We start from the raw sequence: 25,369 nt of genomic DNA, 5'->3' as shown, positions 1-25,369 counted from the left end.
GGTAAGCCAGCAAAAAAAAGCCTTGGCACTACCTTCAGGGAGCCGGAAAAAGATGTGGGTAAGGACAAGCCATTATCTGGCAGGGCTTCCCTATTGGGGTTTGGTAAGTGGCGCGTTGGCTTACTCGTAAACCTTTACTACAAACACGTAGTCCTGGAGCTTGCGGATCTGCTTGGGCCGCGACGTGCCGGTCAGCAGATTAGTCCGGGGCATGTTGTAGGGCTGCCCGGAACCGGCCGCCGACAGCGAGTCGACCAGCCGCATCAGGTAAGAGGACTTGGTGGCGAAAGCGGCGCTCTGCATATCCATCTGCCGGCCGCTGATGATGCCGATCAGGTTGCCCCGATCATCCAGCAGGGGGCCGCCGCTGTTGCCCGGGTTCACCGGAATCGAAATCTGGTAGAAGGCCGTGTCGCCCTCAAAGCCCGAGCGGGCGCTGAGCGAACCGTCGTTGAACACCAGATCCTCCCGGGGGTAACCCAGCGTGTACACCTTTTCCCCCAGGTCGGCTGAGCCGCGCTTGAAGGAATAAGGCAGCCGATCGAAGCCGGTGAATTTACGGTCGTTGATGCGCAGAATGGCCAGGTCGCGGGCGACGTCGGTGAAGACCGTTTCGGCGCGGTAGCGCTGCCGGTCGTGGCTTTCGATGAGCAAAGAATCGGCCCCCTGAATAACGTGGTAGCTCGTGACGAGGTAGCCGTCGGCGGTGAGGGCGAAGCCCGTGCCGCTGAACTTGCCCGGGTTCACTTCCGCCTCCGTCCTGGCCCCGTCGATCTGCTGACTGATGGCCTTGTTCATGGCCCGCTGGGTACGCTTGATGCGCTCCACTTCGCGGCGCAGCACGGTGTAGCCGTACAGCGAAGGCTGCTGCTGCGCAGCCCGCCACCATTCCAGGCCCAGCAGGGTGGTAAATACGGCCATCACGGCCACCGAAGCGGCCACCATCATCGTGGCGCGGTGAGCCCCCCAGAACTCCCGCAGCTTCCGCTCAATGGGCGAAATGTGCAGCGTAGGCATGGTCGGGATACCGGTGTCCAACGATTCACCGTCCAGCCGGACGGCCTCTGCCGCATCCATCTCGGCCTGCACGGCGTGAAGCTTGCGCCGGGTGCTGAGGCGTTGGCCGTAGGCCGACAGCGTGGTGGTCAGGGCTGCAAAGTCGGCGTACTGCTGCGCAAAGTCGGGTTCGGCAGCGAGGCGACGCTCCAGATCGGTGCGCTCCAGAGCCGGCAGCCCCCCGGTTTGGTAGGCTTCAAATAAGGCGTAATAGTCAGCTTCCGTTTTCATAAGCAGGCCGCGACGAGGCGTTTCAAAATGATTCCTCTTCCTTATAATGGGCGAAAAATAACTTCTTCAGACGCACCAGGCACTTGTATTTCTGATTCTTGGCGTTGTCGGGATTGGTGTAGCCAAACTCCGCCGTGAGTTGCTGCATGGACTTGTCCAGCAGATAAAAACCTTCTAAAAGCGAGCGGCACGGCTCCCCGAGATGCTCCAGCGCCTCGCCCATGAGGGCAAACTGCCGGTCGCGCTCCTCGGCCAGGACCAGATCGGCTTCGGCCCCGGTTTCGAGGAAGGGTTCGTGGTCATCGAGGCGGCCGCTGAAGCGGGTTTTCTCGGTGAGCCGCTTCAGCCACAGACGGCGGCACACGGCGTAGAGGTAGGTTTTGATCTGGCAGCTCAGCTCCAGGGAGCCGTCCCGAACCTTCTCATAAAACACCATCACGCCCTCCTGGTACACGTCCTTGGCTTCGTCTTCGGTGCCGCTGTTCTGCAGCACGTAGTGCGAAATCATGGGGTAATGCAGGCGGTAAAGCTGTGCCAGCGCCCGGTCGTCGCCGTGGCGGATGGCCGCCACAAACTCTTCATCGGTGTAGGAAGGAACGCCCTTGCCCATTCGCTTTGGTGGTTAATACAGGAGAGATGCCGGGGTAACCCAGCGAAAATATTTTTTCTGCCGCCGGGTTACCTTCCGGTAAAGCGGGTATGAAGGGCGTTTTTCAGCCAAATTTTTTCAAACGTAACACCAAAAATGAAGAATCTCCTGAAGGTTTCCGCTCTTGCTTTCGTATTCGCTGCTGCTCTGACTTCGTGCGAGTCGAAAACCGCTACTACGGAAACCACCATCACCGAGCCTACGACGGTTGAAACGACTGCTCCCGCTATGGACTCGACCAGCACCACCACCACGGTAACCACCGACACGACGATGGCTGCTCCAGCTACGACGACCACGGAAACCACCACGGAGACCAAGTAAGTAGTTATCCACTTCGGTGGCTCGATAACGCTAAAACGGCCCGGTATCCACTTTGGATGCCGGGCCGTTTTATTTTTGCCGCGTACTTAGGCGTGATTTCATGCTTTAGTAAACTATATAACTTTTATAGTGCAATATTTGCCTGATTCCTCTCTCAATCTGCTCATCGCTGGTATGGTAGCCTGTTCTACCCAAATTCTTTCGTCCGTGCGTTTACATAATTCATTGCCAATAGATTCTGATATGCTGCCCGGCCCGAAAGGGGCCACTCAGATAGAAGATCCAGCGGTTGCTTCCGGCAGCAGTACCGTATTGGCCGTGGGTGATTATCTGGTGGGTGATACGGAGGATGAAGGGTTGAGCGGACATCCGGATATCCGGTATTAGACTTATAGCTTCTCCTCCAGCCACAGAAACCCGGCGGCCAGTACAAACAGGCCGAAAAACCACCCCGCCGGCCACGGCCCGGTCGTGAATTCCGGCGCAGGGGTAGCCTCCGGCGGGCTCATCGTCCGCCACGGCTGGGCGGCCAGCTGGCGCAGGCGGTTTTCCGGCCCGGCCCAGGCGGGAGCCGCGAAAACGTAAAACCAAAAGGAGGACTGATTCCGGACCTGAAGCTGGTGCCACCCAGCCATCGCGGGCCAGTAGCAGCCGGTCTTCCATTCCGGCAAGGCGGCGTCCTGCTCCAGGGCCAGCGTGATGCGGCCCGTTCCTGACGCGTCTGTCACAGTTGGTGCCGCCGGTGGAAATCCGCCGGAAATCAGGCGTAGCGGGAGCGGCTCGTGCGGCCGGGGCCAGGCAGCCAGGACCTGCCACTGGTCGCTGGCACCCCAGGGCCGGGCCGCGGCCCGGAGCAACGTACTCCAGTAGGATTGATAGGTGCCGGCCGCATTCTGCAGGATCCAGGGGTAGGTTTGCGGAACCACGGAAACCGTAACGGAGCCCAGGCCGAGTCGTTGGGTGGCCACCACCGGCTGCCGGCGGGCATCGGCGACCAGCGCGCGGGCCGGCAGCACCAGCCGTAAAGCGGCCGGCACCAGGGCAGTAGCCTTTGGTCCCTCAGTCCAGGCTATTGATTGAGGCCGGTCGGCGGAACTGGCCGGTCGGGGCACGATACCGAAACTGGCCCGCGTGGGAGTAGCCCGCGGCAGTGCCGCCGCGTCGGCCAGCACGACCAGTCCCAGCCCGGCCGACTGCAGCGCCCGGCGCAGGGTCTGCGCTTCCGCGGCGGATATTGCGTTCAGGGTGCCGGCATCGGCAACAACGACGTCGTAGCGGTTCAGGAGCGGAGCCGTGATTCGGGTCAGATCATGGGCCGGCTGATTCAGAAACTCCGTCTGGGTCAGGCCCGGAGTAAGCCCCGTGCGCAGGGCCACGCGGTGTTGCTGAGTGCCGAGGTGGTTTTTCAGGAATTTAAACTCGAAAGAGGGAGCCGCGCTCAGCAGCAGGATGCGCAGCGGCCGGGGCCCGGCTACCTCCACGGGTACCGGTTCGGTGGCCAGCACCCGACCACCCTGGCGTGCGCTGAGCTGGTACACGGCCCGGCCCGCGGTTTTCGGCAAGTACCGCAGCCGGAAGCTGCCGCCCCGACCCGCCACCCGGACTGAATCCGCCAGACGGCCGGGACCCCGCAGGCTAAGCCAGACCGGAGCCGGCGAAGCCGAAGCGCGGCCGGCAAACACGCCTTCCAGAATTACCGGCTGACCAAGCTCCGGCTGCTGATTCCAGCTGGCGTGGGTGAACCCCTGAAAAGGCGGCGGGGTATGCTGTACCAGCCGCAGGGAATCCAGGCGGGTTAGCGCGGCGGCGGGCAGCCCCCGGCCCAGGACGTGAAGCCGGCGCAACGCAGGATACCGCTCCCGTATTGCCTGCAGGCTGGTTATGGTAGGCGGGGCAGCCGACGCGGTAGTCGCATCGAAGCGCCACACCCGCGTACCCCGGCCCAGCTGCCGCACGAGCCGGCGGAGGGTGTCGGGCTGGTAGCCCTGAGTCAGTAGAATGACTTCGGTTGAGCTGCCCGGCAAACTGCGTTGCGGAGGATAGGCCGTGAGCCAGAGCCCCAGAATGGCCAGCCAGCCGGCGCCCAGCCGGGCCAGCCGCCGCCGCTGGTTGGCGCGCCGCAGAGCTGCCACACTAAGGCCGGCAGCCAGCAGCAGACAGACTGCCAGGAGAAGATAAAAGACGGGTGGGTGCGACATGCTAAAGCGAAAACTACCGGCTTAACTCCTGGAAATAACGCCGGCCAAGGCGGTCGGGACTGGCGGGCCGGGCCGGTTGCGGTGGCGGCGGGGGCAGCAGATCCGTCAGGGCCGGTACTACCGCTGCGGCGCAGGACCGGCAGGGCGGGCGGCCCGTCCGGATTTCGGTGGTGAGCTGCCGCAGGTCGCGCATCGCCGCCAGGTAGCGCCCCGGGCTCCGCAGCGCGGCCTGCGCCAGGTTCTGACCAGCGCGTTCCAATACGACTGCCTTACCGGGTACTACAGTTTGGCCCCGGCCTACGGCTTCTAACAGCTCCAGCGCCGCGTGAACCGTGGGTTGCGAAGGAGGCGCGGCTACCTGCTGCTGGCGGCGCGGGGCGGCGGCCCCGTCCAGCTCGCCGGTGAGGCGCACCGTAGCCTCGGGAATGACGGGCGAGTCGAAGCCGGATTTTTTCACGTAGGCCCGGGTTTGCTGCTGCACCTGCTTGAGCAGGCGCAGGGCCCGGTACTCGTAGGGCAGGGCTTCGGCGGGGCGGGTGGTGCGCAGACGCAGCTCGGCCTCCCACATCTGGCTCAGCACGCCGCGCAGCTTGGCCTTGACGGCGGGCTCCAGGAAATCGGCCGTTTCGGCGTCTTCGTGGCGGTGGACGTAAGGCTCCATCAGCTGCTCCACCGCAACCGTGCCGGCGCCGGCGGCGGGTTCCGCGTGGTCGTGGTCGGCTTCGCCCGCGGCATGACCGGCTTCCTCAGCGGCCTCATCCGCTTCCGCCACGGGGGGGCGGGGGGAACTTTGACCGATACCCTGCTCGAACTCTTCGCCTAAAAACTTGCCGTAGCGCAGCCGCAGCACTTTCTGGTCGTGGCCCAGGGCGTTGGCCCGGTCGGCAAATAAGGTGGGAGTCAGCTGCCGCCGCCCGGCCAGCAGCTTTTCCGTATCCATAATCACCTGGCGCTGACTGCGGAAATAGGCCGGCATCACGTTTACGCCCATGGCCATGTCGGTGCCGGAGTCATTTACGGTGGTATCTTCCCACTGTACCAGGTAGGTGTCGGAGCGGGTGCTGTGGCGGGCATTGTCCCAGGCCCGCACGTAGAAGTATACCTCGTCGCCGTAGGTGAGACCCAGGGCCGGCAGGTTCAGGAGGTGCGTGGCCGAAAGCTGCGCTGGTTGCCCGCTCAGGCCCGTGAGCTCGGCTACCGTTTCCTGGAATTTGACGGCTTCACCCTGGCCCTGCGCCACGGTAGCCACCACCTGGGCCCGGCTGAGGCCATAGTCGTCGCTCAGCATTACGCGGATGGCCACCGTCGGCTTTTGCCCAAACTCCACCAGCGTATACGGCCTGGGACTGCGAATCTGAATCACGGGCGCCCGGTCCGGCAGCACCTCGACGGCGTAATCATCGGAAACCTGGCCCGCAAAGCGGATCCGGTACAAGGCGGAGGCCGTAAACGTATGAGCCGCGCTAAACTCCCCCGACCGACCGGGTATAGGCCGGAACACAATCCGCTGCCGGCCTATTTCCAGCCGGGGGCTGCCCGCCGGTCGGCTGACCCGTACGGTCCACTGCACCCGGGTTCCCTGTGGGCAGGTGAAGGAAGGGGCCGCCGCCGTAAACCGGGGCCGGTGGGTATATGCCGGTGGCGAAGCCTGAATCTGGGTTGCCAGAATTTTAGCCGAAGCTACCAGCCCCGGCCGGGCCTGGGCGGCAGGGAAATGCAAGGCCAGCACCGGTGCCGCCGGAGCCGGTTTATCTTCCAAACGGGAGGACCAAAGCCATAGGCCGGTTGCCAGCAGGACGAGTACTCCCGTGAGCAGTGCGGCCCGCCGGTAGGCTACGGGTAATACCACCGCGCTTGCCGTCTGGATTTCAGTCAGCCGGGCTGCTGTGCGCTGCTGCTGCAGCTGTTCCAGCAGGTTGAGGTCTGCCGGGGGCCGCAGCACCAGACCCGTGCTGTCTTCCAGGGTCGGAAAACGCCGGTCGAGCCGGCGGGCAATGGCGGACAGGGGCCGTTGCCAAATGCGCCGCAGCTGCCACGCCAGTACCAGCAGCCCCAGGCCGGCCGCGCCAGCTACCAGCATTCGGGCCTGGGGAATATAGTACGCCGCGAGGATAAGCAGCAGCATTGCCGCTCCGCCGGGTCCGGCCAGAACTGCCGTCCGGTGCCAGGCGTGGGTGCGCCTGATCCGGCGCAACGCATCCAGGCCAGGAGTAGTGACGGCAGGGCGTAAGGTGGTAGCAGGACTCATAGGGAAGCTACGCGTAATGAAGCAAATCGAGCCGCCAGCACCCGCTCTATTCCCCAGACCAGACCCGCCGCTAGTACCAACCACACGCGCAAGTCAGTGTCGGAAGCCCTGGGTGCTGAAAGCCGGGACCCGGTAGCTCGTACCTGTTGGGGTACCCGGATCTGCGTAGGGTCGAGCAGGCGCTGGTCGTAGGGGCTGGGCATGGCGGTCAGGGCCGGCCGCAGCAGGGTGAGCCAGAGCTGGGGCAGCGCCGGGCTTTCGGCCAGGCTGCTCCAGGCCGGATTCAGGCGGCTGTGAAAGTGATACCGCACGCCCCGGCCCATCAGCTGCTCAGAAAGTACCGGCTGCCCGGTCGCCGTACTCCACCGGGTGCCGGCCCCGGCAATCCGCACGGTATCCAGGCGGGTCAGGCGCAGGGGTTGGGACAAGGGAGAGACGGTAAAATGGGTAGTCAGCGCCGTGCCCGGCCGCTGACCATCCTGCCAGAGGTGCAGCCCCTGCGCCACGCGCGTCTGCCAGGCGGCAGGCGGGGGCGAATCGGCCAGCCAGTACAGCCAATCCAGCGGCGCGGTAAGCGGCGGCACTGCGCCGGTAACCGTAAGCTCCAACCGGGTCGGCAGGCCCACGGCCGCCGCCCGCAGGACGGCCCGCAGATACCGGGCATCCGGGGCGTGGGCAGCATCATAATACACCCACGCGCGCAACGGTGGCTGCACGGTTACGGTGATGGAACCGGAATCGGACATAGCGAGGGTGGCCCCGGCCGCCGTGGCGGTGTAGCGCAGCGGCGGCAAACCAGCCCCGGCCGCCGCGATGGTAGCCGACTGCGCCGGGCGGGGTACGGTAACGCTACGAGTGTAAGCAGCTTCTTCCGTGCTGCTGCCTGCCATCAGCCGCAGGCTGTCCGGGGTGCTGAAGCTAGCGGCCCGCAGCCAGGTGGTTTCGGTGGGTACCAGCGGAACCGTCTGCCAGTGTACCCGGGCCGGCAGCGCCGGCCGGATACCCTGAAAGTGACGCAACGCCGCGGAGGAATACACCCGGATCGGCTGCCGCGGAAAAGAATCGGCGGCCTGACTCACGCGCAGCCAGAAGCTGGCGGTGCGGTCGGCCGTCAGAGGAGTGGAATCGGCTAAATCAAGGTGCTGCCCGGCCTGCTGCCAGACGGTATCCGAAATGCGAGGTAAGCCAATTTTAAGCTGCCGGAGCACGAAGCCGCGCCGCCGCAGGGAGTCGATGCCAGGGCGTACTACTGCCAGGGTGCCGGACGCCAACAGGTCAGGGCTGATCAGGATCTGGCCGGCCTGGGGGCGGGCCGGGCGGCGCCATACCGGCCCGGCCACGGCCAATGCCAGTAGTACCACCACCATCAGGCGCAGCAGCAGTAAGGCCCGCTGCTCCAGCTTCAGGTTGCGCAGGCGGCGGTTGGCGGCAGCGGCCAGCCAGCGGATGCTGCCCACGGCTACCGTCCGGCCCGGCCGCCGGTTCCACAGATGAATCGCAACGGGAACCGCTACGCCCAGCAACGCCAGCCAACCGGAAGAAGCAAGAAAGGTGAGCAAGCGGGTCAGGGGTTAGAAGGCGAAAACATCCGGCAGCAAGGACGCGGGGTGCTACAAAGAGGTGGCTTGGCGGCGGCGCAGAAACTCGCGCAACGCCCCGTCGAGCGGTTCGGTGGTGGTGAGCTGGTGGTAGTCGAAGCCCTGGCGGCGGGCGGCGTGGGCCGTGGTGCGCAGCCATTCCTGCAGCTGCTGCTGGTAGCCCGGGCGCTGGTCGTCGGCATTGAGCTGCAGCGTCTGGCCCGATTCCAGATCCTGGAACGTGACGGCCCCGCGGTAGGTGAAGTGCAGCTCGTTGCCGGCCATGAGGTGGAGCACCAGCACTTCGCCGGCCACCGCCCGCAGGCGGGTCAGCAGCTGCTGAATCTCGCCCTGCTCTTCGTACAAATCACTTACGCACACGGTCAGGGCGCGCTGACGGCGGGCCAGCAGCGGAGCCAGCCGGGCTGCTTCGGGAAAGCGGCCCGTGCCCGTCGTGTTTTGCAGGGTCTGGTAGATGCGGGGCAGCTGCCGGGCATCAGCGCGGGCGGGCAGGTGGACCAGGCCGGCCGGGTGCAGCACGCTCAACGACACGGCGTCGCCCTGCTGCTGGGCCAGGTAAGCCAGGGCGGCCAGCAACAGGCGGGCATAGTCGAGCTTGGTCAGGCCGTTGTCGTCGCGGTGGTTCATGGAGGCGCTGGCATCGAGCAGCAAATGCACCGTCAGGCTCGTGTCCACTTCCGATTCGCGCAGGTAATACCGGTCGGAGCGGGCCGCCAGGCGCCAGTCGAGCTGGCGCAGATCGTCGCCGGGCTGGTAGGGGCGGTATTGGCTGAACTCCATGCCCGGGCCCCGCCTGCGGCTCAGGTGGTGACCCGCCAGGAAGCCCTCCGCCGCCTGACGGGCCGCCAGAGGAAGGTTGTGCAGCGCATGGAGCAGCTCGGGCGTCAGCATTTTGGGGAGTTCTGAGAAGTGAATTCAGGAGGTGCCGGCTTGCAGGGTCAACCTAAACCGTTTGTCATGCTGAGCGAAGTCGAAGCATCTCGCGTGCTTCGTTGGAATGGTAATCAGACATCAGCACGCGAGATGCTTCGACTTCGCTCAGCATGACCCTACCCGTAACTCAAACTACTACCGCTTTCAGCAGCTCGGCCACGGCATCATCCGCCGTCAGGTTTTCGGCTTCGGCGTTGAAGTTCAGCAGGATGCGGTGGCGCAGTACCGGCGGGGCCAGCGTGCGGATATCGTCGAGGGTGGCGGCAAAGCGGCCCTGAAGCAGGGCCCGGGCTTTGGCGCACAGAATCAGGGCCTGCCCGGCGCGGGGACCGGCTCCCCAGCGGCCGTAGTCCTGAATGAACTTCACCTCCGACGTGGCCGGCCGGGTGGCGCGCACCAGGCGGTTTACGAAGTCCAGCAGCTCGGGGCTCAGACTCACCTGGCGCACCAGCTGCTGGAGCTGGCGGATGTCTTCGCCGCCCAGCACGGGCTGCACCTCGGCGCGGGCCGCGCCGGTAGTGCCGCTCAGCACGGCCAGCTCTTCCTGCTCGGTGGGGTAGCCGATGCGGATGTAGAGCAGAAACCGGTCGAGCTGGGCCTCGGGCAGCGGGTAGGTGCCGCTTTGCTCAATCGGGTTCTGAGTAGCCAGCAGAAAGAAGGGCCGGGGCAGGGCGTGCTCCAGGCCCGCGTAGGTCACGTGGCCTTCCTGCATGGCTTCGAGCAGGGCGGCCTGGGTTTTGGGCGGCGTCCGGTTGATTTCGTCGGCCAGCACCAGGCTGGCGAAGATGGGGCCCGGGTTGAACTTGAACGAGCGGTGCCCGGTGCCGTGGTCTTCCTCCAGCACCTCGGTGCCCAGAATGTCGGTGGGCATCAGGTCGGGGGTGAACTGGATGCGGCGGAAGGGCAGGTCGGTGGCGGCGGCCAGGGTGCGCACCAGCAGGGTTTTGGCCAGACCGGGCACGCCCTCTAATAGCGCGTGGCCGCCGGCCAGCAGCGCCACCAGCACTTCATCCACCACGGTTTCCTGGCCCACGATGACTTTAGCGATTTCGGCCTTAAGCGTCGGCAGCCTGGCCAGCAGGGGACGTAGTTGGTCTTCAGTCAATGGTAATGGGAGTAAGTAGGTCCTGAAAGTAAATTTATAAAGTCAGACAAATAAGCAGCGGTAATTGTATGATGGGTAATAAAAGGGGATTTTGGTCTAATCTGAAAGTCTAGTGAATTTGAATAGGTGATTGGAGTCAGGCCTTATCGGCGGTTCCTTTGCTCATTCTTTCAAGAAGCCCTGTTTGCCTCCATCAACCCATCGCCATGTACGCCTCAAAATCTTCACCTGGTTTAAGTGCCACTGCTGTTCTTTTTACGGTTTTAATAGCCCTAACCCCCGAAGCTGGCGCTCAAGTAAGCGAAGTGCCCGCTAAAGCCCCCGTTTCCACGACCGTTCGCCGCAATATTATTCGCCTGGATTTGCTCGCACCGGTAGTTTTCAATGTCAGTAACACGCTCTTTAATACCGGATTTGTGTTTCCGGCCCTCGTTTCCTACGAGCGGCAGCTGAGTGGGCAGTGGAGCCTGGGTGCCGAAGCACTCGTCAATGGTGGCGACCGCACCGACCGCCGCAGCGGGGCGGGGCTGATGGCTCGCTACTATACCAAAAAGGCTGACCCTGCCGTGGGATTGATGACCGGCTTCTATTGCTCGCCCGTCGTCAGCTACCGCGCCCTCGCCTCTACCTGGTTGCTGGATGGCAACCTGTTCACCCGGGGCAAACGCTTGGGGGCAGGGCTGATGATAGGCTATCAGTTCCCCTTGGGTCGGCCAAGCACTTCCCGCGTGGCCTTGGATGTGAGTACGGGCCTCCTCAACTGGAGCCGCATTGGCACAGACCGGTCCGAGGTGGACCCTGCCCAGCCTAACTCGTCGGGCCCAGCCTTGAATAAAACCGGCCCCAGCCCCGATTTTCGTTTGGGCGTAGGCTTCCGCCTTTAGTGATGTAGTCGAGGCCTTAGGTAGTGAGCGCATAGAGCAGGATGTTGACGCCAAATTTGGTGTTGTCCTCCGCCAGAAAGCGCTTGTTGCGGAAGTCGTAATCCCACTCGCAGCCGTAGTCTTTGTTGGAATAAAGCACCCCGATTCGGCCCTTGATTTCCACGGCTTTCAGGTAGTCGTGCACCAGGTCGTCGCCCCAGCCGTTGAGCTCGAAGGTGGTAGCGGGCGGCCCGTCCTTGAAAGTGAAGAACTGCGAGTAAATCGGGTGGGTTTTGGGGATTTTCCGCAGCGCGCCGGCCCCGAAGCACTGGCGCATCTGCTCCTCAAAGGAACGGGCAAAGAGGCCGTCGATGTCGTGGTTGCAGTCGTCGACGAACACGAAGCCGCCGTTGCGCACGTACTGGGTGAAGTTCTGCTTTTCCGCCGCCGAAAACTGCACCAGCCGGTGCCCCGACAGGTAGCAGAAGGGATAGTTGAACAGGTCGGGGCTGTCCAGGGCCACCACTTTCTCCTTTTGGTTGACGGGTACCTGGGTGTACTGAATCAGGGAATGCAGCAGGTTGGCGGGCATCCGCTCGTCCACGGCATCCCAGTCGCCGGAGCGGTACTGGAGGCGGACGAAGGTGAAGGGAATAGGCATGCGGCAGCTACGGAAAGAGAACGGGCCAAGGACAACTGGTATCCGCAAAGGTGGCTTCCGGCCGCGCCCAAATGCCAAAATAACCGGCGGGGCTCAATAATATCCGCGTATTTCAAGTTCTTTGCCTGGCAATAGCGGGCTTACACGAGGATGCTATGGCAACCAACGGCCCAAACGGTAACCTTTGCCCCCCCTTTTTCCTCTTTGCCTGCTGCTATGAAACGTCTTGTTCTGCTGCTGTCCGGATTGCTTTGCCTGCACGCGGCGCAGGCCCAGTTGGGCGTCAAGGCCGGGGTGAATGCAGCCGTGCTGGACGGGAAAATCGACCAGAACACGGACTATAAAATCTACTACCACGCGGGCCTGCTCTACCAGTATTCGATTGTGGGGCCCTTATCGATTCAGCCGGAGCTGCTGTACTCATTGCAGGGCACCGAAACCAAATCCGACTTCGAGAACTACGACACCAAGCTGCACTACCTGAATCTGCCCGTGCTGGCGAAAATTTCGCTGGGACCGGTGTTCGTGGAGGCGGGTCCGCAGTTTGGCCTCCTGCTGATGGCCCGCGACGCGGGCACCCTGCTGGTTTCCGCGCCGGGTGCCACGGCCCAGTACGGCAGCACCAGCCGGCAGGTCGAGGAGCAGTACAAGAAGGGCGACTTCAGCGTGTGCGCCGGGGCCGGCCTCAAGCTGGGACCGATTCTGCTGGGCGGCCGTCTCAACGCGGGCGTCAACGACATCAACGACGTCAAAAGCGTTACCGGCGTCAACGACCCGAAGCTGCGCAACCGGGTGTTTCAGGCCTACCTGGCCGTGCAGCTCGGGCAGTAGAGCCGGCCCGCTTCAGGGTTTGGCGGCTACGTGCTGGTTGTACTCCGTTATGATATGCACCATATCCGGATACTGGTAGTATTTGGTGTGCTGCTGCACTTTCTCGACCAGGGCGGGCTGATCCTGCAGATACCCGCGGAGCTGCTCGACGAACTGCCCGCGCTTCACCTCCGTCAGCTCGCCGTTGCGCCGCAGGTACCAGTGGTTCTTGGTGTAGGGAATACTGGCAATCGGCAGCAGCATCGCACCCGGTATCGGAATGGGGATGGGCACGCCCTTTTCCTCGGCGAAGTTGAACAGCTCCACGGGGCCGTCGACCAGGCGGGCCGCCAGCACGTGCAGGCTTTTGCCGTTCCGGGTCAGGGTCTCAAAATGGTTGCCCCGCACCGTCATGGTGTGGATCTTATCAACGCTGATAAGCTTGGCCGGGGGAAAGGGGCGCACCTCCGGGTGGCTGTAGTAGAAGGCAATGGTTTTTTCGAAGCCATTGACGCTGTTGGGGAAATAGGCTTTTACGCGCTGGCCCGTGGGCGTTACCACTTCGCCGGGAGCGTAGTCGCTCCTGGCGCTGGTTTCAGTCTGGGCGGAGTCGGGCGCCTGAGCCCGGGCGGCAGCGGGCAGCGCCAGCAGCAGGGCCCCGATAAGGGGGCGGTAGAGAAAGGGCAGCATAGCGAAAGGATAAAAAAGCGCCATCACTTCCGCCGGACCGTCCGGCGGCAGTGATGGCGCTTTAAAGATAGCAACCACGATGAGTTACACCGCGTCGGAGAGGCTGGTGAAGGTGAACTCCCGGATTTTGAGCGGGGGCACCAGATTGCCGTCCACGCGCTGGGGCTTGCCGATGGCTTCCACGTTGTTGAGCATGATGATGGGGCTTTCGTTGAAGCGGAAGTTTTTCACCGGATGCTTGATCTTGCCGTTCTCGATGTAGAAGGTGCCGTCGCGGGTCAGGCCGGTGTAGAGCAGCGTCTGCGGATCTACCGAGCGGATGTACCACAGGCGCGTGACCAGGATGCCCTTGGCCGTGCCCTTGATCATATCCTGCACCGACTGGGTGCCGCCTTCCATAATCCAGCCGTCCGGCGAGGGGATGTCCGGACTCCCGCTTTTCTGGGCCCAGAACCGGGACGAGTACAGGTTTTTTACCACGCCCTTCTCCACCCAGGCCACCTTTTTCTGCGGCCGGCCGTCGCCCGCAAAAACACGGCCGGCGGCTTCCGGATGGGTAGGGTCGGAGTAGATGGTGATGCGCTCATCGAAAAGCTTTTCGCCCTTCTTGTTGCCGCCGCCCTTTTTGCTCAGAAAGCTGCGGCCTTCGTCCGCGCTGCGCACGTCCATCGAGCCCATCATGTTGCCCAGCAGCTCGACCGACGCCGCCGGCTCCAGAATCACGGTGTACTTGCCGGGCTCAATGGCTTTGGCCTGGACCGAACCGGCCGCCTTGTCGGCCGCAATCTGGGTGAGGCGGCCCGCGTCGAGCTTGGCCGCGTCGTTGTAGTCGGCCATGGCGTAGCCCGAGCCGGTGCCGTCGGGGGTGCGCACCGTAACGGAATACTCCAGGCTGGTGTAGGGCTGGTAGGCTTCCAGGCCTTTGTTGTTGCGCTTGGCCACGAAGCCCGCCGTGTCGTTCAGGAAGCCGGCCGAGGAGAGCTTGCGCTTTTCGCAGTGCTGCAGGCTGGCGGCGGTTTGCTGGGCGCGGAAGTCGGGGGTGATGCCGGCCGTGCTCGGCACGAAGGCTTTGGAGCCGTCCAGGTACTGCTGCGGGCCCAGCATAGGCATATATTCGGGGCTTTCGGGGGCCAGGCGGGCAATTTCCTCGGCCCGCTGCACGCAGCGGCGCAGCGTAGCGTCGTCGAACTCGTTGCAGGTGGCGCTGCCGCTGCGCTTGCCAAACCGCGCTTCCACGCTCAGCTGCACGTTGTCGACGGCCCCGCTGGTGCTGATCAGGTTGCGGGCCGAGCGAATGTTGCCGCCCGTCTGGCCGCTGAGCGTTGCCTCGCACTCCTCGGCCGTGCTGAAGCCCAGCACCTTTTTCAGGATGCTCTGGGCTTCGTCTTTAGATAGTATTGCCATTTTTTAATGTGCTGATGTGGGAATGTGCTGATGTGGGAATGTGCTGATGTGGGTTAATGGGCTGATGTGCTGATGTGGGCTGATGTGGGAATGGGTTGATGGGCTGCAGGTTGGGAGAAGGTATTCGGGCGCTATAGTGCGTCAGGTTGGCTTTGAGTTGGCTTTGCTGGTGCTTATAATGCGCGACAGCAGCCGTTGAATGTCCAGCAGCGTAGCCAGCATATCCGCTGGTGGTGTTGGGTAGCTGGGCGCGTGCTGGCAGAGAAGCAGCCAATATTCTGTTTCGGCGGCTTCTTTCGCGGCAATCTTGCATTTGTGCACGAAGTCAGCCCGGCTTTCAGCGTGTTGGGCTTCGCGCACATTGGCTCCAATGGATGTACCGCTGCGCAACAGCTGCTGCGCAATGACGTAGCGACGCACCTGTTCCAGCTCTTCCACGTAAGCCAGCACCCGAAGCGAAAAATCAAAGGAAATGCGCACAATCGGATTATCGGCAGGTGGCAGCATCGACGCCAGGATGATTTGGTTAGAGAAACGTTGCCAATGGCCCGCGGCCTTTAAATTCAGCCGTCATGCCTCACTCCAAGCGCATTAGAACCCGAGCAATTGAGCACATCAGCACCCGAGCAATTGAGCACATTAGCACCCGAGCAATTGAGCACCCGAGCACATTAGCACCCGAGCACATTAGCACCCGAGCACATTACCCACATTACCCACATTAGCACATTAAACCTTCCGGGCCGTGTTGATGATGTTGACGCCGTTGAAGCGCGTGGTGCTGGAACCGTGGCTCACGGCCGATACCTGGCTGGGCTGGCCCTTGCCGTCGAAGAAGGAGCCGAACATGCGGTAGTCCGACTCGTCGCAGATGGCCGCGCAGCTGTTCCAGAACTCCTGGGTGTTGGCCTGGTAGGCCACGTCTTCGAGCATGCCGGCAATCTTGCCTTTCTCGATGGCGTAGTACACCGTGCCGCCAAACTGGAAGTTGTAGCGCTGCTGGTCGATGGAGTAGGAGCCGCGGCCGGCGATGTAGATGCCCTTGTCCACGTTCCTGATCATGTCGTCGACGCTCATCTTCTGCTTGCCGGGTTCCAGGCTCACGTTGGCCATGCGCTGAAACTGCACATCCTGCCACGACTGGGCGTAGCAGCAGCCATCGGAGTGGTCCTGGCCCACCATGGCGGCCTGGTCGCGGGTTTTCTGGTAGTCCACCAGCAGCCCGTCCTTGATAAGGTCCCACTTGCCGGTTTTCACCCCTTCGTCGTCGTAGCCCACGGCGCCCAGCGAGCCGGCCTGGGTTTTGTCGGCCACAATGTTGACCAGCTTCGAGCCGTAGGGCTGCTTTTTGGCTTTCCACTCCAGCGTGGCGAAGGAGGTGCCGGCGTAGTTGGCTTCGTAGCCCAGCACGCGGTCGAGCTCCGTGGCGTGGCCGATGCTTTCGTGGATTGTCAGGCCCAGGTGGTTGGGGTCGAGCACGATGTCGTACTTGCCCGCCGTCACCGACCTGGCCGTGAGCTTGGCTTTGGCTTGCTGGGCGGCCAGGGTGGCATCTTCCAGCATGTCGTAGCTGTTCTTGTAGCCCACCAGCCCGGTGCCCGAGGGGCCGGCGATTTTGTCGGCCGCTTTCGGGGTCATGTATTCGTAGCCCAGACCCATGGGTGAGCTGAGCGCCTCGCGGGTGCGGAACTTGCCGCTGGCGCGATCCACGGCCGTCACGCCGAAGGTAGGCCAGATGCGGTGCACGTCCTGGTCGATATAGGAGCCGTCGGTGCTGGCGAAGTACTTCTGCTCGTTGATCTGGAAGAGGGAGGAGTTGACGAAGCTGGCGCCGTTGTCGAGCGCCTTGGCGTTGGCCGCCAGCAGCAGCTCGACCTTCTGGGCAATAGGCACCTCGAAGGCATTCTGCTGAATCGGGGTTTTCCAGGTTACCTCGCCGTAGCCTTTCTGGGGCGCGAGGTTCACCTGGCCCTTCTGCACTTTGGCGTTGGCCTTGGCAATAGCTACCGCCAGCTGGGCGGCTTTGGCCAGGCCGGCTTCGGTCACGGTATTGGTGGCGGCGAAGCCCCAGTTGCCGTTGGCCAGCACCCGGACGCCCGCGCCGTAGCTTTCGCCGGAGGCAATGTTCTGCACCTGCTTTTCGCGGGTGAAGATGCTCTGATTGAGGTAGCGCCCGATGCGCACGTCGGCATAGGTGGCCCCGGCCGATTTGGCGGCGTTCAGGGCGGCGTCGGCCAGCCGCTTTTTCAGGGCCGGGTCCACCGTTTCGAGCAGGCGGGCCGGGTCAACCAGCGTGCCGCCGAAGCCCGGGAAACTGGGCAGAAACAGAGCCCCGGCCGCTAAGCTGGAAAGCCCTACAAAGTCGCGTCTTTTCAAGGGGTAGGAGTTTGGTAAGTAGAAGAAGTGAGAAGCAGTTTAGGCAGAAATCCGGGGAATTCAACTGCATGGACGCAGACCCCGGATCGGGGCTGCATGCAATGAAGCTGGGGGGGCGCCGCGCCTTTCCCTAATCTACTCTACCAACCCCAGCAGATCGGCCGCAATAGCCGGCCAGGGCTGGGCCAGGTCGATGGTAACGATGCGCACGGGGTGGCCGCCGAGGGTGTAGCGCAGATCCACGGCCTGGGCCGCCGCGGGGTAGAGCAGAATGCCTTCCAGCGCCTGCCCGGGAGCCACGGGCTGATTCTGCAGGTAGGCGTAAAGCTGGTAGAGGTGGGGCGAAATGAGCTTCTGCTGGTCGTAGCGCGGGCGCAGGGCGGCGGCGTAGTACTTGGTGTCGAGGATGATTTTGCGGTCGGGGGCTTCCAGCGTGGTGTCCGTTATCATGGCCGGCAGCAGGGCTAGGTCGGCGGCGGAATCGGCGGCGGCCTGCCAGGCAATGGTTTCGGACCGCACCCGGAAGCGGTGCTGCTCCAGCCGGTAGAAGTTGCGCACGAAGGCCTCGAACAGCTGGGCCATGAGCCGCTCGTCGCGGCGGAAGTCGCGGAACCGGGCGCGGCCGGTGGCAGTGGCTTCGGGCAGGGCGCTGCGGTGAATCAGCTCCACTACGTTCAGCAGAAAAGCCTCCAGCCCCGACCGCCGCTGCCGGCGTACCATCCGCAATGCCGACAGGGAAAGTGGAGTGGGCTCAACCGTAGCCGGAAAGCGGCGGCGCAGGATCCGGATGTCGTGGCGCAACGGGGCGGGCAGCCGGCGGACGGCGCCGAGGTGCAGCAGGGTACCGAGCAGCAGACGGTTGAAGGGCGTGGCCGGGCCCAGCTCGTCGTAGCGGCATACGGCCCGGCCCCGGCGCAGCAGGTCGCGGCTCAGGCTGGGGGCCAGCAGCAGGCGGCCGCGCAGCTCGCCCAGGTCTTCCTGCCGTTCCGAATAAGCATTTTCCAGCCCCTGCCGCAACAGCCGCCGCGTCCCCGTGGCCAGCACGTGGGCCAGCAGCTCCAGGGGCCGGTGAAACGCCGTAGCTTCCGTCGTCAGCAGCGCGTCCGGTTCCGGCAGGCGGTTCCAGGCGTAGCAGAGCAGGTAATACAGGTTCTGAATCGGGACCACGGATCAAGCGGATTTTAAGGATGGCTCACTTGTTTTCAGTTGCCGGTTGCCGGTTGCCAGTTGCCGGTTGCCAGTTGCCAGGTGTCAGTTTTCAGTTGCCGGTTGCCAGGTGTCAGTTGCCGGTTGCGTGGAATTTCACGGATTTTGCGGACGGTTCCCTTGTATGGCCTTCCACTCGTTAGCTGTGGCCGGCAGGGTTTCAGGTGCGCCGCAGCTTCTGGCGCTGGGCGGCGGCTTTGGCCGGCTGGTCGAGCCAGTACTCGTCCAGCAGGGGCCCGATTTCCTGCTCCAGAATCAGCGTGAGCCATGCTTGCGCCGCGGCTGGTTCGGATGGGGGTTGGCAGAAGTAGCTGTGGCCCACCTGAAAGTCCGGGCCCAGCTCCGGGTCGTCGGCAATAGTCTGGTTTAGCTCCGTGAGGCGGGCGGTCAGGCGGCTGATAACCGGTTCGGGCACACCTTTGTCCGCCAGAAACTGCCGCAGCGCGGGCCCAAACTCCGGCTCCAGCCGCACAAAGGCAAAGCGGCGGCGCAGGGCGTAGTCCAGCGGCGCCAACGACCGGTCGGCAGTGTTCATGGTGCCGATAACGAAGAGGTTTTCGGGCACGAAAAAGCGCGGGGCGCCGGCGGGGGCGTAGGGCAGGCGCACGGCGTGGGCGGGGCCGCGCTTGTCGGCTTCGAGCAATAGCAGCAGCTCCCCGAAAATCCGGCTCACGTTGCCCCGGTTTATTTCGTCGATCAGCAGAAAATACGGCTGGCCCGGGTCATTCAGGGCTTTCCGGCAGAGCTCCGGCAGCACCCCATCAGTAAGGTGAAAGGCGCCGTGGGCATCGGGGCGGAAGCCCTGGATAAAATCCTCGTAGCTATAGCTGGGGTGAAACTGCACCAGCTCTACCCGGGCGGTATCGGTGGCCCCCAGCTCCAGCCAGGCCAGGCGGCGGGCCAGAAACGTCTTACCCGTGCCGGGCGGCCCCTGCAGAATCAGGTTGCGGCGCCGGTGCAGCGCGGCCCGCGCTTCGTCCAGGGCCTGATCCGGGATAAACAGCTCCTGCCGGGCCCGGGCAAGGGAGTAGGGCTGCGAAGCCGGGGTATAGTTAGCGGCGGGTTCCTGAGCGGCGGGGGCCGGGGCGGGTCGGGTGGCAGTAGCGGCCGCCCCGGGGCGGGCCGGGCTGGTATACAGGTCCTGCATGGCTTCCTGCGCCGCCACGTCGCCGTCGAGCATGGGCGAGCTGGCCAGCGTGGGCCGCTTGGTAGCAATGGTGAAATCGAGGCGCTCCAGCACCTGGTTGGTGGGGGCGCCGGCGGGCAGCGGCCAGGCGGCGTCGGGCTGGTTGGTAGCCAGCCGCCAGGCCTGCTGCGCCACGGCCCGCGGCGGGTAGCGCCGGCCCCGGTATACGAGGTCGTAGACGGTACTGGCGGGAATGGCCAGGGCCGTACGGTCGAGGTGGCGCAGGGCCCGCAGCACCTGTTCGCGGGTGAGCTGGGAAGGGTCGAGGAGGGAGGCCGGCATTCGGTTAAAAGTACACGCAAAACCAGTGCGGCGCGCAATAAAGAGGCCGGAGCTGAAAATAACCGGCTGGAGTGGTGCCACGACTTTTTCCAGTCGTGGTACCACTATCGTTGCTGAGGTGGAAACGACAGTCGTGGTACCACTATCGTTGCTGAGGTGGAAACGGCAGTCGTGGCACCACTATCGTTGCTGAGGTGGAAACGACAGTCGTGCAACGTAGTGGTACCACGGCGGAGTCGTGCAACGATAGTGGTACCACGACTGGAAAAAGTCGTGGCACCACGGCTGGGTTACGCCCCGTTTTCCGGCTCCGGCAACTCTTTCGCCCAAGCGAAGCTCTCCATCATCCGGGTAGTGGACTGTAAAAGAAAAAATAAAATCCTGCAAGTACCTTGCTTTGCATAGTACCGATATATATGTTTGTGACGGTATTCCTGATCCAGCGCTTCCCGCACCGATTTCGCCAGAACATAAAATTCCTGCATCCGCCCGATCCGGACCAAGGGCTGGGAATATCCGCCTACATTTAATCCGTCTTCAGGCAGCTATGGGGGCATTGCCCGCATCTGTTACCCGTGCCGGGCCGGACCCGGCAACCTCCTTTGACTTCCCCACTTCGTTCTCCCATTTCTTCTTTCCCGCATGAACAAACTCCTTACCGCGGCCGTCTGCCTGTTAAGCACGGCCGCCGTGGCCCAGCAGGCCCCGCCCGCTAACCCGGCCCTGAAAATCTACCGGGCCTCGGCTACCAAGGTCAACGACCTGGTCCACACCAAGCTCGACGTGCGCTTCGACTACGCCAGGCGCTACCTCTACGGCAAGGAGTGGGTCACGCTGAAGCCCCACGCCTACGCCACCGATTCGCTGCGCCTCGATGCCAAGGGCATGGACATCAAAGCCGTTTCGTTGGTCAACGGCGAGCAGCTGCAGCCGCTGAAGTATGACTACGCCGACCAGAACAACCTGCGCATCAGCCTGGGCCGGGCCATGAAGCCGGGGGAAGCCTACACCGTCTACATCGAGTATACGGCCAAGCCCGACGAGCTGAAAGTGCAGGGCAGCGCGGCCATTTCCGACGCCAAGGGTCTGTACTTCATCAACCCCGACAGCACTGAGAAAGGCAAGCCGGTACAGATCTGGACCCAGGGCGAGACGGAAGCCTCCTCGGCCTGGTTCCCGACCATCGACCGGCCCAACCAGAAGACGACCTCCGAAATCAGCATGACGGTGCCCAGCAAGTACGTGACGCTGAGCAACGGCCGCCTCGACTCGCAGAAGCCCGCCGGCGCCGGCCTGCGCACCGACACCTGGAAAATGGAAATGCCCCACGCGCCCTACCTGTTCATGATGGCCGTGGGCGACTTCAAAATCCATAAGGAAACCTGGCGCGGCAAAGAGGTAAGCTACTACCTCGAACCCAAGTACGCGCCCTTCGCCAAGCAGATTTTCGGCAACACGCCCGACATGCTGGAGTTCTTCTCCAACCGCCTGGGCGTGGAGTACCCGTGGAATAAGTATTCCCAGATTGTGGTGCGCGACTACGTGAGCGGCGCCATGGAAAACACCTCGGCCACCCTGCACGGCGAATTCGTGCAGATGACCGACAAGCAGCTGGTGGACCGCGAATACCAGAACGAGTCCGTTATTGCCCACGAGCTGTTTCACCAGTGGTTCGGCGACTACGTAACGGCCGAAAGCTGGAGCAACCTGACGGTGAATGAGAGCATGGCCGACTTCTCGGAAGGCCTCTACGCCGAGCACAAGTACGGCGCCGATGCCGGCGACTCGCACAACCACCGCAACCTGCGCAACTACCTGCGCAGCGCCCCCGACGCGCAGAAGAACCTCGTGCGCTTCAACTATGGCGATAAGGAGGAAATGTTCGACCTGGTGAGCTACCAGAAGGGCGGCGCTATCCTGGACATGCTGCGCACCTACCTCGGCGACGACGTATTCTTCGCCGGCCTGCAGAAATACCTGAAGGATAATGCCCTCGGCAACGGCGAAGCCCACCAGCAGCGCCTGGCCATGGAAGCCATATCGGGCAAAGACCTGAACTGGTTCTACAACCAGTGGTACTACGGCACCGGCCACCCGGTGGTGAGCATCGACTACGCCTGGGATGCGGCCAAGAAAGTGCAGTCCGTGACGGTGAAGCAGAACCAGCCGGGCCAGCCCTTCCAGCTGCCCTTCGCCATCGACTACTACGTGAACGGCAAGCCCCAGCGTCAGCGCGTGATGATGACCGAAGCCAGCCAGACCTTCACCATGGCCCTGGCCGCCAAGCCCGACCTGGTGGACGTGGATGCCGAGAAGACGCTGGTATGGCAGGCAACCGACAACAAGTCGATGGCCGAGTTTGCCTACCAGTACAAAAATGCCCCGCTCTACGTGGCCCGGCGCGAGGCCTTGCTGGCCGCCGACGCCAAGCAGAAAACCGACCCCGCCGCCCTCAAGCTGCTGCAAAGCGGCCTGAACGACAAATTCAACAACCTGCGCATGGTGGCCGTTGAGCGGCTCAAGCTCGACGACAAGGCCGTGGCCAAAGCCGCCCTGCCCGCCCTGCGCAAGCTGGCCGCCAGCGAGAAAGACCCGCACGCCCTGGCGATGGTGCTGACGGCCCTGGCCAAGACGGAAGAAAAGCGCGATGAGAAGCTCTTCACCCAGCAGCTGGCCAACAGCCCGTCGTACGTGGTGCAGGCGGCCGCGCTGCAGTCGTTGGCCGCGGTGAACTCCGCCGCCGCGCTGACCAAAGCCAAGGCGCTGGAAACCACCGATCAGCCCGGCCTGAGTGCTGCGGTAGCCGGAGTCTACGGCAAAAACGGGGGCCTGCCCCAGTGGGAGTACGTGCGCAGCCAGTTCGACGCCGCCGGCGGGCAGGGCAAGTTCAACTACTTCGAAGGCATGGGCACCATGCTGGCCCGCCTCGAAGATCCGAAAGCCTTTGCCGAGGACGTTGACCGCCTCAAGGCGCTGGCCATCCAGTACAAGCGCTACGGTGTCGATCAGCCGACCATTGCGATGATGCAGGAAGCGGTGAAAAAGCAGGCCGGTAGCGCCAACGCCGCCGTCAACCAGGCCGTGGCCGACAAGGCCATTGCCGAAATTCAGGCCGCGAAATAAGCGTTCTGCTTTTCACTTCAGCCCACGAAAAAGGCCGTTCTGACGTGAGTCGGAACGGCCTTTTTCGTGGGCGGGCAAGCCGCTTACTTTTTCTGCGTCGTCTTGTTTTTGCCGTCGGGCTTGTCCTTGATGGTTTCCTCGTTCTGCTTCTCCTTGTTCTTGGTAGCAGGGTCGGTGTGTTTGGGCGTGGTGGTGGGCTGAGCCATGGTACAGGGAATTGGAGGTGGATGGATGCCAGTTGTACGCAGGGGTCCGGCCGCGCGTTGACATATCCTCGTCGCACCCTACTTCCTTTTCGCAAACCACTGCGCGAGCAGCATAGCGCCCTGACTTCCGTGGCATCAGGCCTCCGGCCCCACCGTGCGGCGGATACCCAGCTTTTTCCTGCGGGCTTCCAGGGTTTTGGGGTTGATGTCGAGCAGCACGGCGGCGCCGTGGGGGCCGCCTTATCACTCACCAAAAATGGCCCGGCAGAATCCTGCGGGGCCATTTTTCCGTTTGCAGCATACTCCGGAAGCGGAGCTAAAAAGCCCAGCCCAGGTTCAGGCCCGAGGAAATCTTGGCTTTGGTGCCCTTGGGCATGGTCGTTAGGTGGCTGCCGTTCCGGTCGTAGATCCGGGTGTCTTTGTCGCGGCGGTCCAGGCCGGTGAAAACGTCGATTACCAGGTGCCGGCCCAGCACGGTCTGGTAGCCGATGAGCAGGTTGTAATTCGTGTTTTTCTGGGTGATAAGGAAGCTGGTGTTAAAATCCGGGAAGCTGACGCGGTAGTCGGCCTGGGCGTAGGAAACGTTGGGGCCGAGGTATAGCCCTTCCGGCGCCTGCCGCTTGCGGGTGAGGTAATACCGGTACTGTAGCTGGTAGCGGTAGCCCCTGGTGCGCACTTTGGCGTCGGTCCACACTGCGGCCGGGTGGCCCGAGAGCGTGATGGCCGAGCTGATGGCGGTGCTCAGGGCAAAGCTGCCGATAAAGCTGAACGGGTAATTGGTGCCCAGGTAGGAGCCGCTGACGCCGAGGCTGCTGCGCCCGCCCAGTACCTGCTCGTAGCTGATGCGCGACTCGGTGCTGAACGGCAGCTGCCCGTGCACCCAGCCCAGGGGCGCGATTTTGAGCAGGTTTCTGGGCGGAGCCGGCGGGGCTTCTCCCGCGGGCACCTGGGCCAGTAAGGAAGGGGAAAGTAGCAGGCCGGCGGCCAGCAAAGAATAGCGGAGTAGGGGTAGAAGCATAGAATCCGGAAAGGATAGTTTGCACAAAACCAGCCGGAATTTCCCAGCCGAGACAAGGTGTTTTCGGGGATTAAGGGGCATAAAAAAAGGCCTTCAGCACGCTGAAGGCCTTTTGAAAATCAGTGGCAAAGCCTACTGGTACTGGATGTACAGCGGCTTGGGCGTAAGCTGGGTGAGCACCTCGGTGGGCGTCATGATGTGGTGGGGCTTGGGCCGGGCGTCGTACTCGTAGAACAGCTTGAAGCCGGTGTACTGCACGGGCTCGGTCTGGATGTAGTCGTGATACGAATCCTTTTTCAAGGTCGGCTCGCCGTGGCCGTCCATGTGCATCACAATCTGCACCCGCGGGTCGAGCTTGATGTTTTTGTAGTTCGTAACCATCTTCCGGGTGAAGCGGTGGACGGTGAGCACCTTGGGCGGCAGGTTGTTTTCGCTCACGATACGGGCCAGGAAATTCACCGCGAAGTTCACGTCCTTGGCGTCGAAAGTGCCGATTTTCTGGTTGGGGCGCACGCCGGGCATGGTCGCCAGCGAGAACTCGGGGTCGATGCCGAGGTGGATATCGGGCTGCTTGAGGTAGGGTTCGAGCTTGGGCAGCTCGGCCTGGAGGGTGCTGTGGCCCACCTGCACGTCGAGGAAGACGATGCAGTTGTGCTCGCGGCCCCAGCGGATAACTTCCTCGATGGTGGCCTTGGAATTCATCAGCCGCCATTTGCCGTCTTTGCCCGGCGTACCCTGGGCCGTGATGGTCACATTGTGGAGGGCGGCCTGCACCGGAATAGACGGGTCGGCGGCCTGCCACTCGGCCAGCACTTTCTCAAACTTGCGGAACATCTGCTCCTTGGGCTCCCGACCCAGAATGCCCATACCCTTCGAGCGGATATTGCCATAGAAGGCAATAATGCGGTGACCCGGCAGAATGGCGCCCGGCAGCTGCCCGCTTTTCTTCACGATGGAGTCGGCCTTAAGCGAGTCGCGCTGCATGGCCATGGCCCGCAGCTTAACGCTGTCGACGACCACCGGGGCGGCGGGCGTAGTGGCTTCGGCCGTGGTTTTGGTGTCGGCCGTTTCGCCGTCGGTGCGGGTGCCGCAGCCAGCCAGGGAAAGGGAGAAAATCAGGCCCAGCGCCGAAACGAAAGGCGCCGCGAAGCGGGTGGAGGAGGAGGAGGAAAAAGCCACTGAAAAGAGAAAGGGTGAAAGCA

Annotated in this window: 22 protein-coding genes; 5 read left to right on the top strand and 17 right to left on the bottom strand. The window is 63.1% G+C overall.

Annotation, left to right across the window (positions count from 1 at the left end):
* Positions 1-120 precede the first annotated feature (120 nt).
* Positions 121-1,287, bottom strand: a complete 1,167-nt coding sequence (locus ABD833_RS06630) for a S1C family serine protease (protein ID WP_345071807.1) — start codon at positions 1,285-1,287, stop codon at positions 121-123.
* A gap of 22 nt (positions 1,288-1,309) precedes the next feature.
* Positions 1,310-1,897, bottom strand: coding sequence for an RNA polymerase sigma factor (locus ABD833_RS06625; RefSeq protein ID WP_345071806.1), 588 nt, complete (start codon positions 1,895-1,897; stop codon positions 1,310-1,312).
* A 135-nt stretch (positions 1,898-2,032) separates the two neighbouring features.
* Between ABD833_RS06625 and ABD833_RS06620 the strand changes: the two genes are divergently transcribed.
* Positions 2,033-2,260 (top strand): hypothetical protein, encoded by a 228-nt coding sequence (locus ABD833_RS06620; RefSeq protein ID WP_345071805.1) that lies wholly within the window; start codon positions 2,033-2,035, stop codon positions 2,258-2,260.
* Between the two features lie 138 nt (positions 2,261-2,398).
* A complete protein-coding gene (locus ABD833_RS06615; RefSeq protein ID WP_345071804.1) occupies positions 2,399-2,647 on the top strand; it encodes a hypothetical protein in 249 nt (82 codons plus the stop codon).
* A 2-nt stretch (positions 2,648-2,649) separates the two neighbouring features.
* Here ABD833_RS06615 and ABD833_RS06610 read toward each other — a convergent pair whose 3' ends face one another.
* From ABD833_RS06610 to ABD833_RS06590, 5 genes are all read right to left on the bottom strand, one after another.
* The gene (locus tag ABD833_RS06610) at positions 2,650-4,458 is read right to left on the bottom strand and encodes a hypothetical protein (protein WP_345071802.1); all 1,809 of its coding nucleotides are present in this window, start codon (positions 4,456-4,458) and stop codon (positions 2,650-2,652) included.
* A 13-nt stretch (positions 4,459-4,471) separates the two neighbouring features.
* Entirely contained in the window at positions 4,472-6,706 is a 2,235-nt protein-coding gene (locus tag ABD833_RS06605; protein WP_345071801.1) for a hypothetical protein, read from the bottom strand.
* Entirely contained in the window at positions 6,703-8,265 is a 1,563-nt protein-coding gene (locus ABD833_RS06600; protein ID WP_345071799.1) for a BatA domain-containing protein, read from the bottom strand. The genes ABD833_RS06605 and ABD833_RS06600 overlap by 4 nt, the downstream gene beginning before the upstream one ends.
* Positions 8,266-8,316: 51 nt before the next feature.
* Positions 8,317-9,195 (bottom strand): DUF58 domain-containing protein, encoded by an 879-nt coding sequence (locus tag ABD833_RS06595; RefSeq protein WP_345071798.1) that lies wholly within the window; start codon positions 9,193-9,195, stop codon positions 8,317-8,319.
* A 169-nt stretch (positions 9,196-9,364) separates the two neighbouring features.
* On the bottom strand, positions 9,365-10,342 hold the full coding sequence (locus ABD833_RS06590) for an AAA family ATPase (protein WP_345071796.1): 978 nt from the start codon (positions 10,340-10,342) through the stop codon (positions 9,365-9,367).
* A gap of 416 nt (positions 10,343-10,758) precedes the next feature.
* Between ABD833_RS06590 and ABD833_RS06585 the strand changes: the two genes are divergently transcribed.
* Complete coding sequence (locus ABD833_RS06585; RefSeq protein WP_345071794.1) at positions 10,759-11,226, top strand: hypothetical protein; 468 nt, start codon at positions 10,759-10,761, stop codon at positions 11,224-11,226.
* 16 nt (positions 11,227-11,242) lie between these two features.
* Here the strand turns inward: ABD833_RS06585 and ABD833_RS06580 are convergent, their stop codons facing one another.
* A complete protein-coding gene (locus ABD833_RS06580) occupies positions 11,243-11,866 on the bottom strand; it encodes a DUF4159 domain-containing protein (RefSeq protein ID WP_345071792.1) in 624 nt (207 codons plus the stop codon).
* Positions 11,867-12,082: 216 nt separating this feature from the next.
* On the opposite strand from ABD833_RS06580, the gene ABD833_RS06575 reads away from it, so the two are divergent.
* Positions 12,083-12,697, top strand: coding sequence for a porin family protein (locus ABD833_RS06575; protein ID WP_345071791.1), 615 nt, complete (start codon positions 12,083-12,085; stop codon positions 12,695-12,697).
* Between the two features lie 12 nt (positions 12,698-12,709).
* Here ABD833_RS06575 and ABD833_RS06570 read toward each other — a convergent pair whose 3' ends face one another.
* The 6 genes from ABD833_RS06570 to ABD833_RS06545 all read right to left on the bottom strand — a co-directional run bounded on the left by ABD833_RS06570 (position 12,710) and on the right by ABD833_RS06545 (position 19,820).
* Positions 12,710-13,366 carry a hypothetical protein gene (locus ABD833_RS06570; protein ID WP_345071789.1) on the bottom strand — a complete coding sequence of 219 codons (657 nt, stop codon included), beginning with the start codon at positions 13,364-13,366 and terminating at the stop codon, positions 12,710-12,712.
* Between the two features lie 84 nt (positions 13,367-13,450).
* Positions 13,451-14,770, bottom strand: coding sequence for a TldD/PmbA family protein (locus ABD833_RS06565; protein ID WP_345071788.1), 1,320 nt, complete (start codon positions 14,768-14,770; stop codon positions 13,451-13,453).
* Between the two features lie 141 nt (positions 14,771-14,911).
* Positions 14,912-15,277 carry a four helix bundle protein gene (locus ABD833_RS06560; protein ID WP_345071787.1) on the bottom strand — a complete coding sequence of 122 codons (366 nt, stop codon included), beginning with the start codon at positions 15,275-15,277 and terminating at the stop codon, positions 14,912-14,914.
* Positions 15,278-15,499: 222 nt separating this feature from the next.
* Positions 15,500-17,146 (bottom strand): TldD/PmbA family protein, encoded by a 1,647-nt coding sequence (locus ABD833_RS06555; RefSeq protein ID WP_345071785.1) that lies wholly within the window; start codon positions 17,144-17,146, stop codon positions 15,500-15,502.
* 135 nt (positions 17,147-17,281) lie between these two features.
* Positions 17,282-18,313, bottom strand: coding sequence for a 5-methylcytosine restriction system specificity protein McrC (locus ABD833_RS06550; protein WP_345071784.1), 1,032 nt, complete (start codon positions 18,311-18,313; stop codon positions 17,282-17,284).
* 199 nt (positions 18,314-18,512) lie between these two features.
* Complete coding sequence (locus ABD833_RS06545) at positions 18,513-19,820, bottom strand: AAA family ATPase (RefSeq protein ID WP_345071783.1); 1,308 nt, start codon at positions 19,818-19,820, stop codon at positions 18,513-18,515.
* A gap of 642 nt (positions 19,821-20,462) precedes the next feature.
* Here ABD833_RS06545 and ABD833_RS06540 point away from each other — a divergent pair.
* Positions 20,463-22,943 (top strand): M1 family metallopeptidase, encoded by a 2,481-nt coding sequence (locus ABD833_RS06540; RefSeq protein WP_345071782.1) that lies wholly within the window; start codon positions 20,463-20,465, stop codon positions 22,941-22,943.
* A gap of 83 nt (positions 22,944-23,026) precedes the next feature.
* Here ABD833_RS06540 and ABD833_RS06535 read toward each other — a convergent pair whose 3' ends face one another.
* The 3 genes from ABD833_RS06535 to ABD833_RS06525 all read right to left on the bottom strand — a co-directional run bounded on the left by ABD833_RS06535 (position 23,027) and on the right by ABD833_RS06525 (position 25,346).
* Positions 23,027-23,149 carry a hypothetical protein gene (locus ABD833_RS06535; protein ID WP_345071780.1) on the bottom strand — a complete coding sequence of 41 codons (123 nt, stop codon included), beginning with the start codon at positions 23,147-23,149 and terminating at the stop codon, positions 23,027-23,029.
* Positions 23,150-23,465: 316 nt separating this feature from the next.
* On the bottom strand, positions 23,466-24,167 hold the full coding sequence (locus tag ABD833_RS06530) for a hypothetical protein (protein ID WP_345071778.1): 702 nt from the start codon (positions 24,165-24,167) through the stop codon (positions 23,466-23,468).
* A gap of 132 nt (positions 24,168-24,299) precedes the next feature.
* The gene (locus ABD833_RS06525) at positions 24,300-25,346 is read right to left on the bottom strand and encodes a hypothetical protein (protein WP_345071777.1); all 1,047 of its coding nucleotides are present in this window, start codon (positions 25,344-25,346) and stop codon (positions 24,300-24,302) included.
* Positions 25,347-25,369 lie beyond the last annotated feature (23 nt).

The organism is Hymenobacter fastidiosus (assembly GCF_039539565.1).
Classification (GTDB): Bacteria; Bacteroidota; Bacteroidia; order Cytophagales; family Hymenobacteraceae; genus Hymenobacter; species Hymenobacter fastidiosus.
This window is presented reverse-complemented; position numbering and strand designations above follow the sequence as displayed.

What these genes read in the sequence shown, in the direction of transcription:
- ABD833_RS06630 (WP_345071807.1), bottom strand. Translation starts at nt 1,287, where the DNA reads ATGAAAACGGAAGCTGACTATTACGCCTTATTTGAAGCCTACCAAACC.
- ABD833_RS06625 (WP_345071806.1), bottom strand. Translation starts at nt 1,897, where the DNA reads ATGGGCAAGGGCGTTCCTTCCTACACCGATGAAGAGTTTGTGGCGGCC.
- ABD833_RS06620 (WP_345071805.1), top strand. Translation starts at nt 2,033, where the DNA reads ATGAAGAATCTCCTGAAGGTTTCCGCTCTTGCTTTCGTATTCGCTGCT.
- ABD833_RS06610 (WP_345071802.1), bottom strand. Translation starts at nt 4,458, where the DNA reads ATGTCGCACCCACCCGTCTTTTATCTTCTCCTGGCAGTCTGTCTGCTG.
- ABD833_RS06605 (WP_345071801.1), bottom strand. Translation starts at nt 6,706, where the DNA reads ATGAGTCCTGCTACCACCTTACGCCCTGCCGTCACTACTCCTGGCCTG.
- ABD833_RS06595 (WP_345071798.1), bottom strand. Translation starts at nt 9,195, where the DNA reads ATGCTGACGCCCGAGCTGCTCCATGCGCTGCACAACCTTCCTCTGGCG.
- ABD833_RS06580 (WP_345071792.1), bottom strand. Translation starts at nt 11,866, where the DNA reads ATGCCTATTCCCTTCACCTTCGTCCGCCTCCAGTACCGCTCCGGCGAC.
- ABD833_RS06575 (WP_345071791.1), top strand. Translation starts at nt 12,083, where the DNA reads ATGAAACGTCTTGTTCTGCTGCTGTCCGGATTGCTTTGCCTGCACGCG.
- ABD833_RS06570 (WP_345071789.1), bottom strand. Translation starts at nt 13,366, where the DNA reads ATGCTGCCCTTTCTCTACCGCCCCCTTATCGGGGCCCTGCTGCTGGCG.
- ABD833_RS06565 (WP_345071788.1), bottom strand. Translation starts at nt 14,770, where the DNA reads ATGGCAATACTATCTAAAGACGAAGCCCAGAGCATCCTGAAAAAGGTG.
- ABD833_RS06560 (WP_345071787.1), bottom strand. Translation starts at nt 15,277, where the DNA reads ATGCTGCCACCTGCCGATAATCCGATTGTGCGCATTTCCTTTGATTTT.
- ABD833_RS06545 (WP_345071783.1), bottom strand. Translation starts at nt 19,820, where the DNA reads ATGCCGGCCTCCCTCCTCGACCCTTCCCAGCTCACCCGCGAACAGGTG.
- ABD833_RS06540 (WP_345071782.1), top strand. Translation starts at nt 20,463, where the DNA reads ATGAACAAACTCCTTACCGCGGCCGTCTGCCTGTTAAGCACGGCCGCC.
- ABD833_RS06535 (WP_345071780.1), bottom strand. Translation starts at nt 23,149, where the DNA reads ATGGCTCAGCCCACCACCACGCCCAAACACACCGACCCTGCTACCAAG.
- ABD833_RS06530 (WP_345071778.1), bottom strand. Translation starts at nt 24,167, where the DNA reads ATGCTTCTACCCCTACTCCGCTATTCTTTGCTGGCCGCCGGCCTGCTA.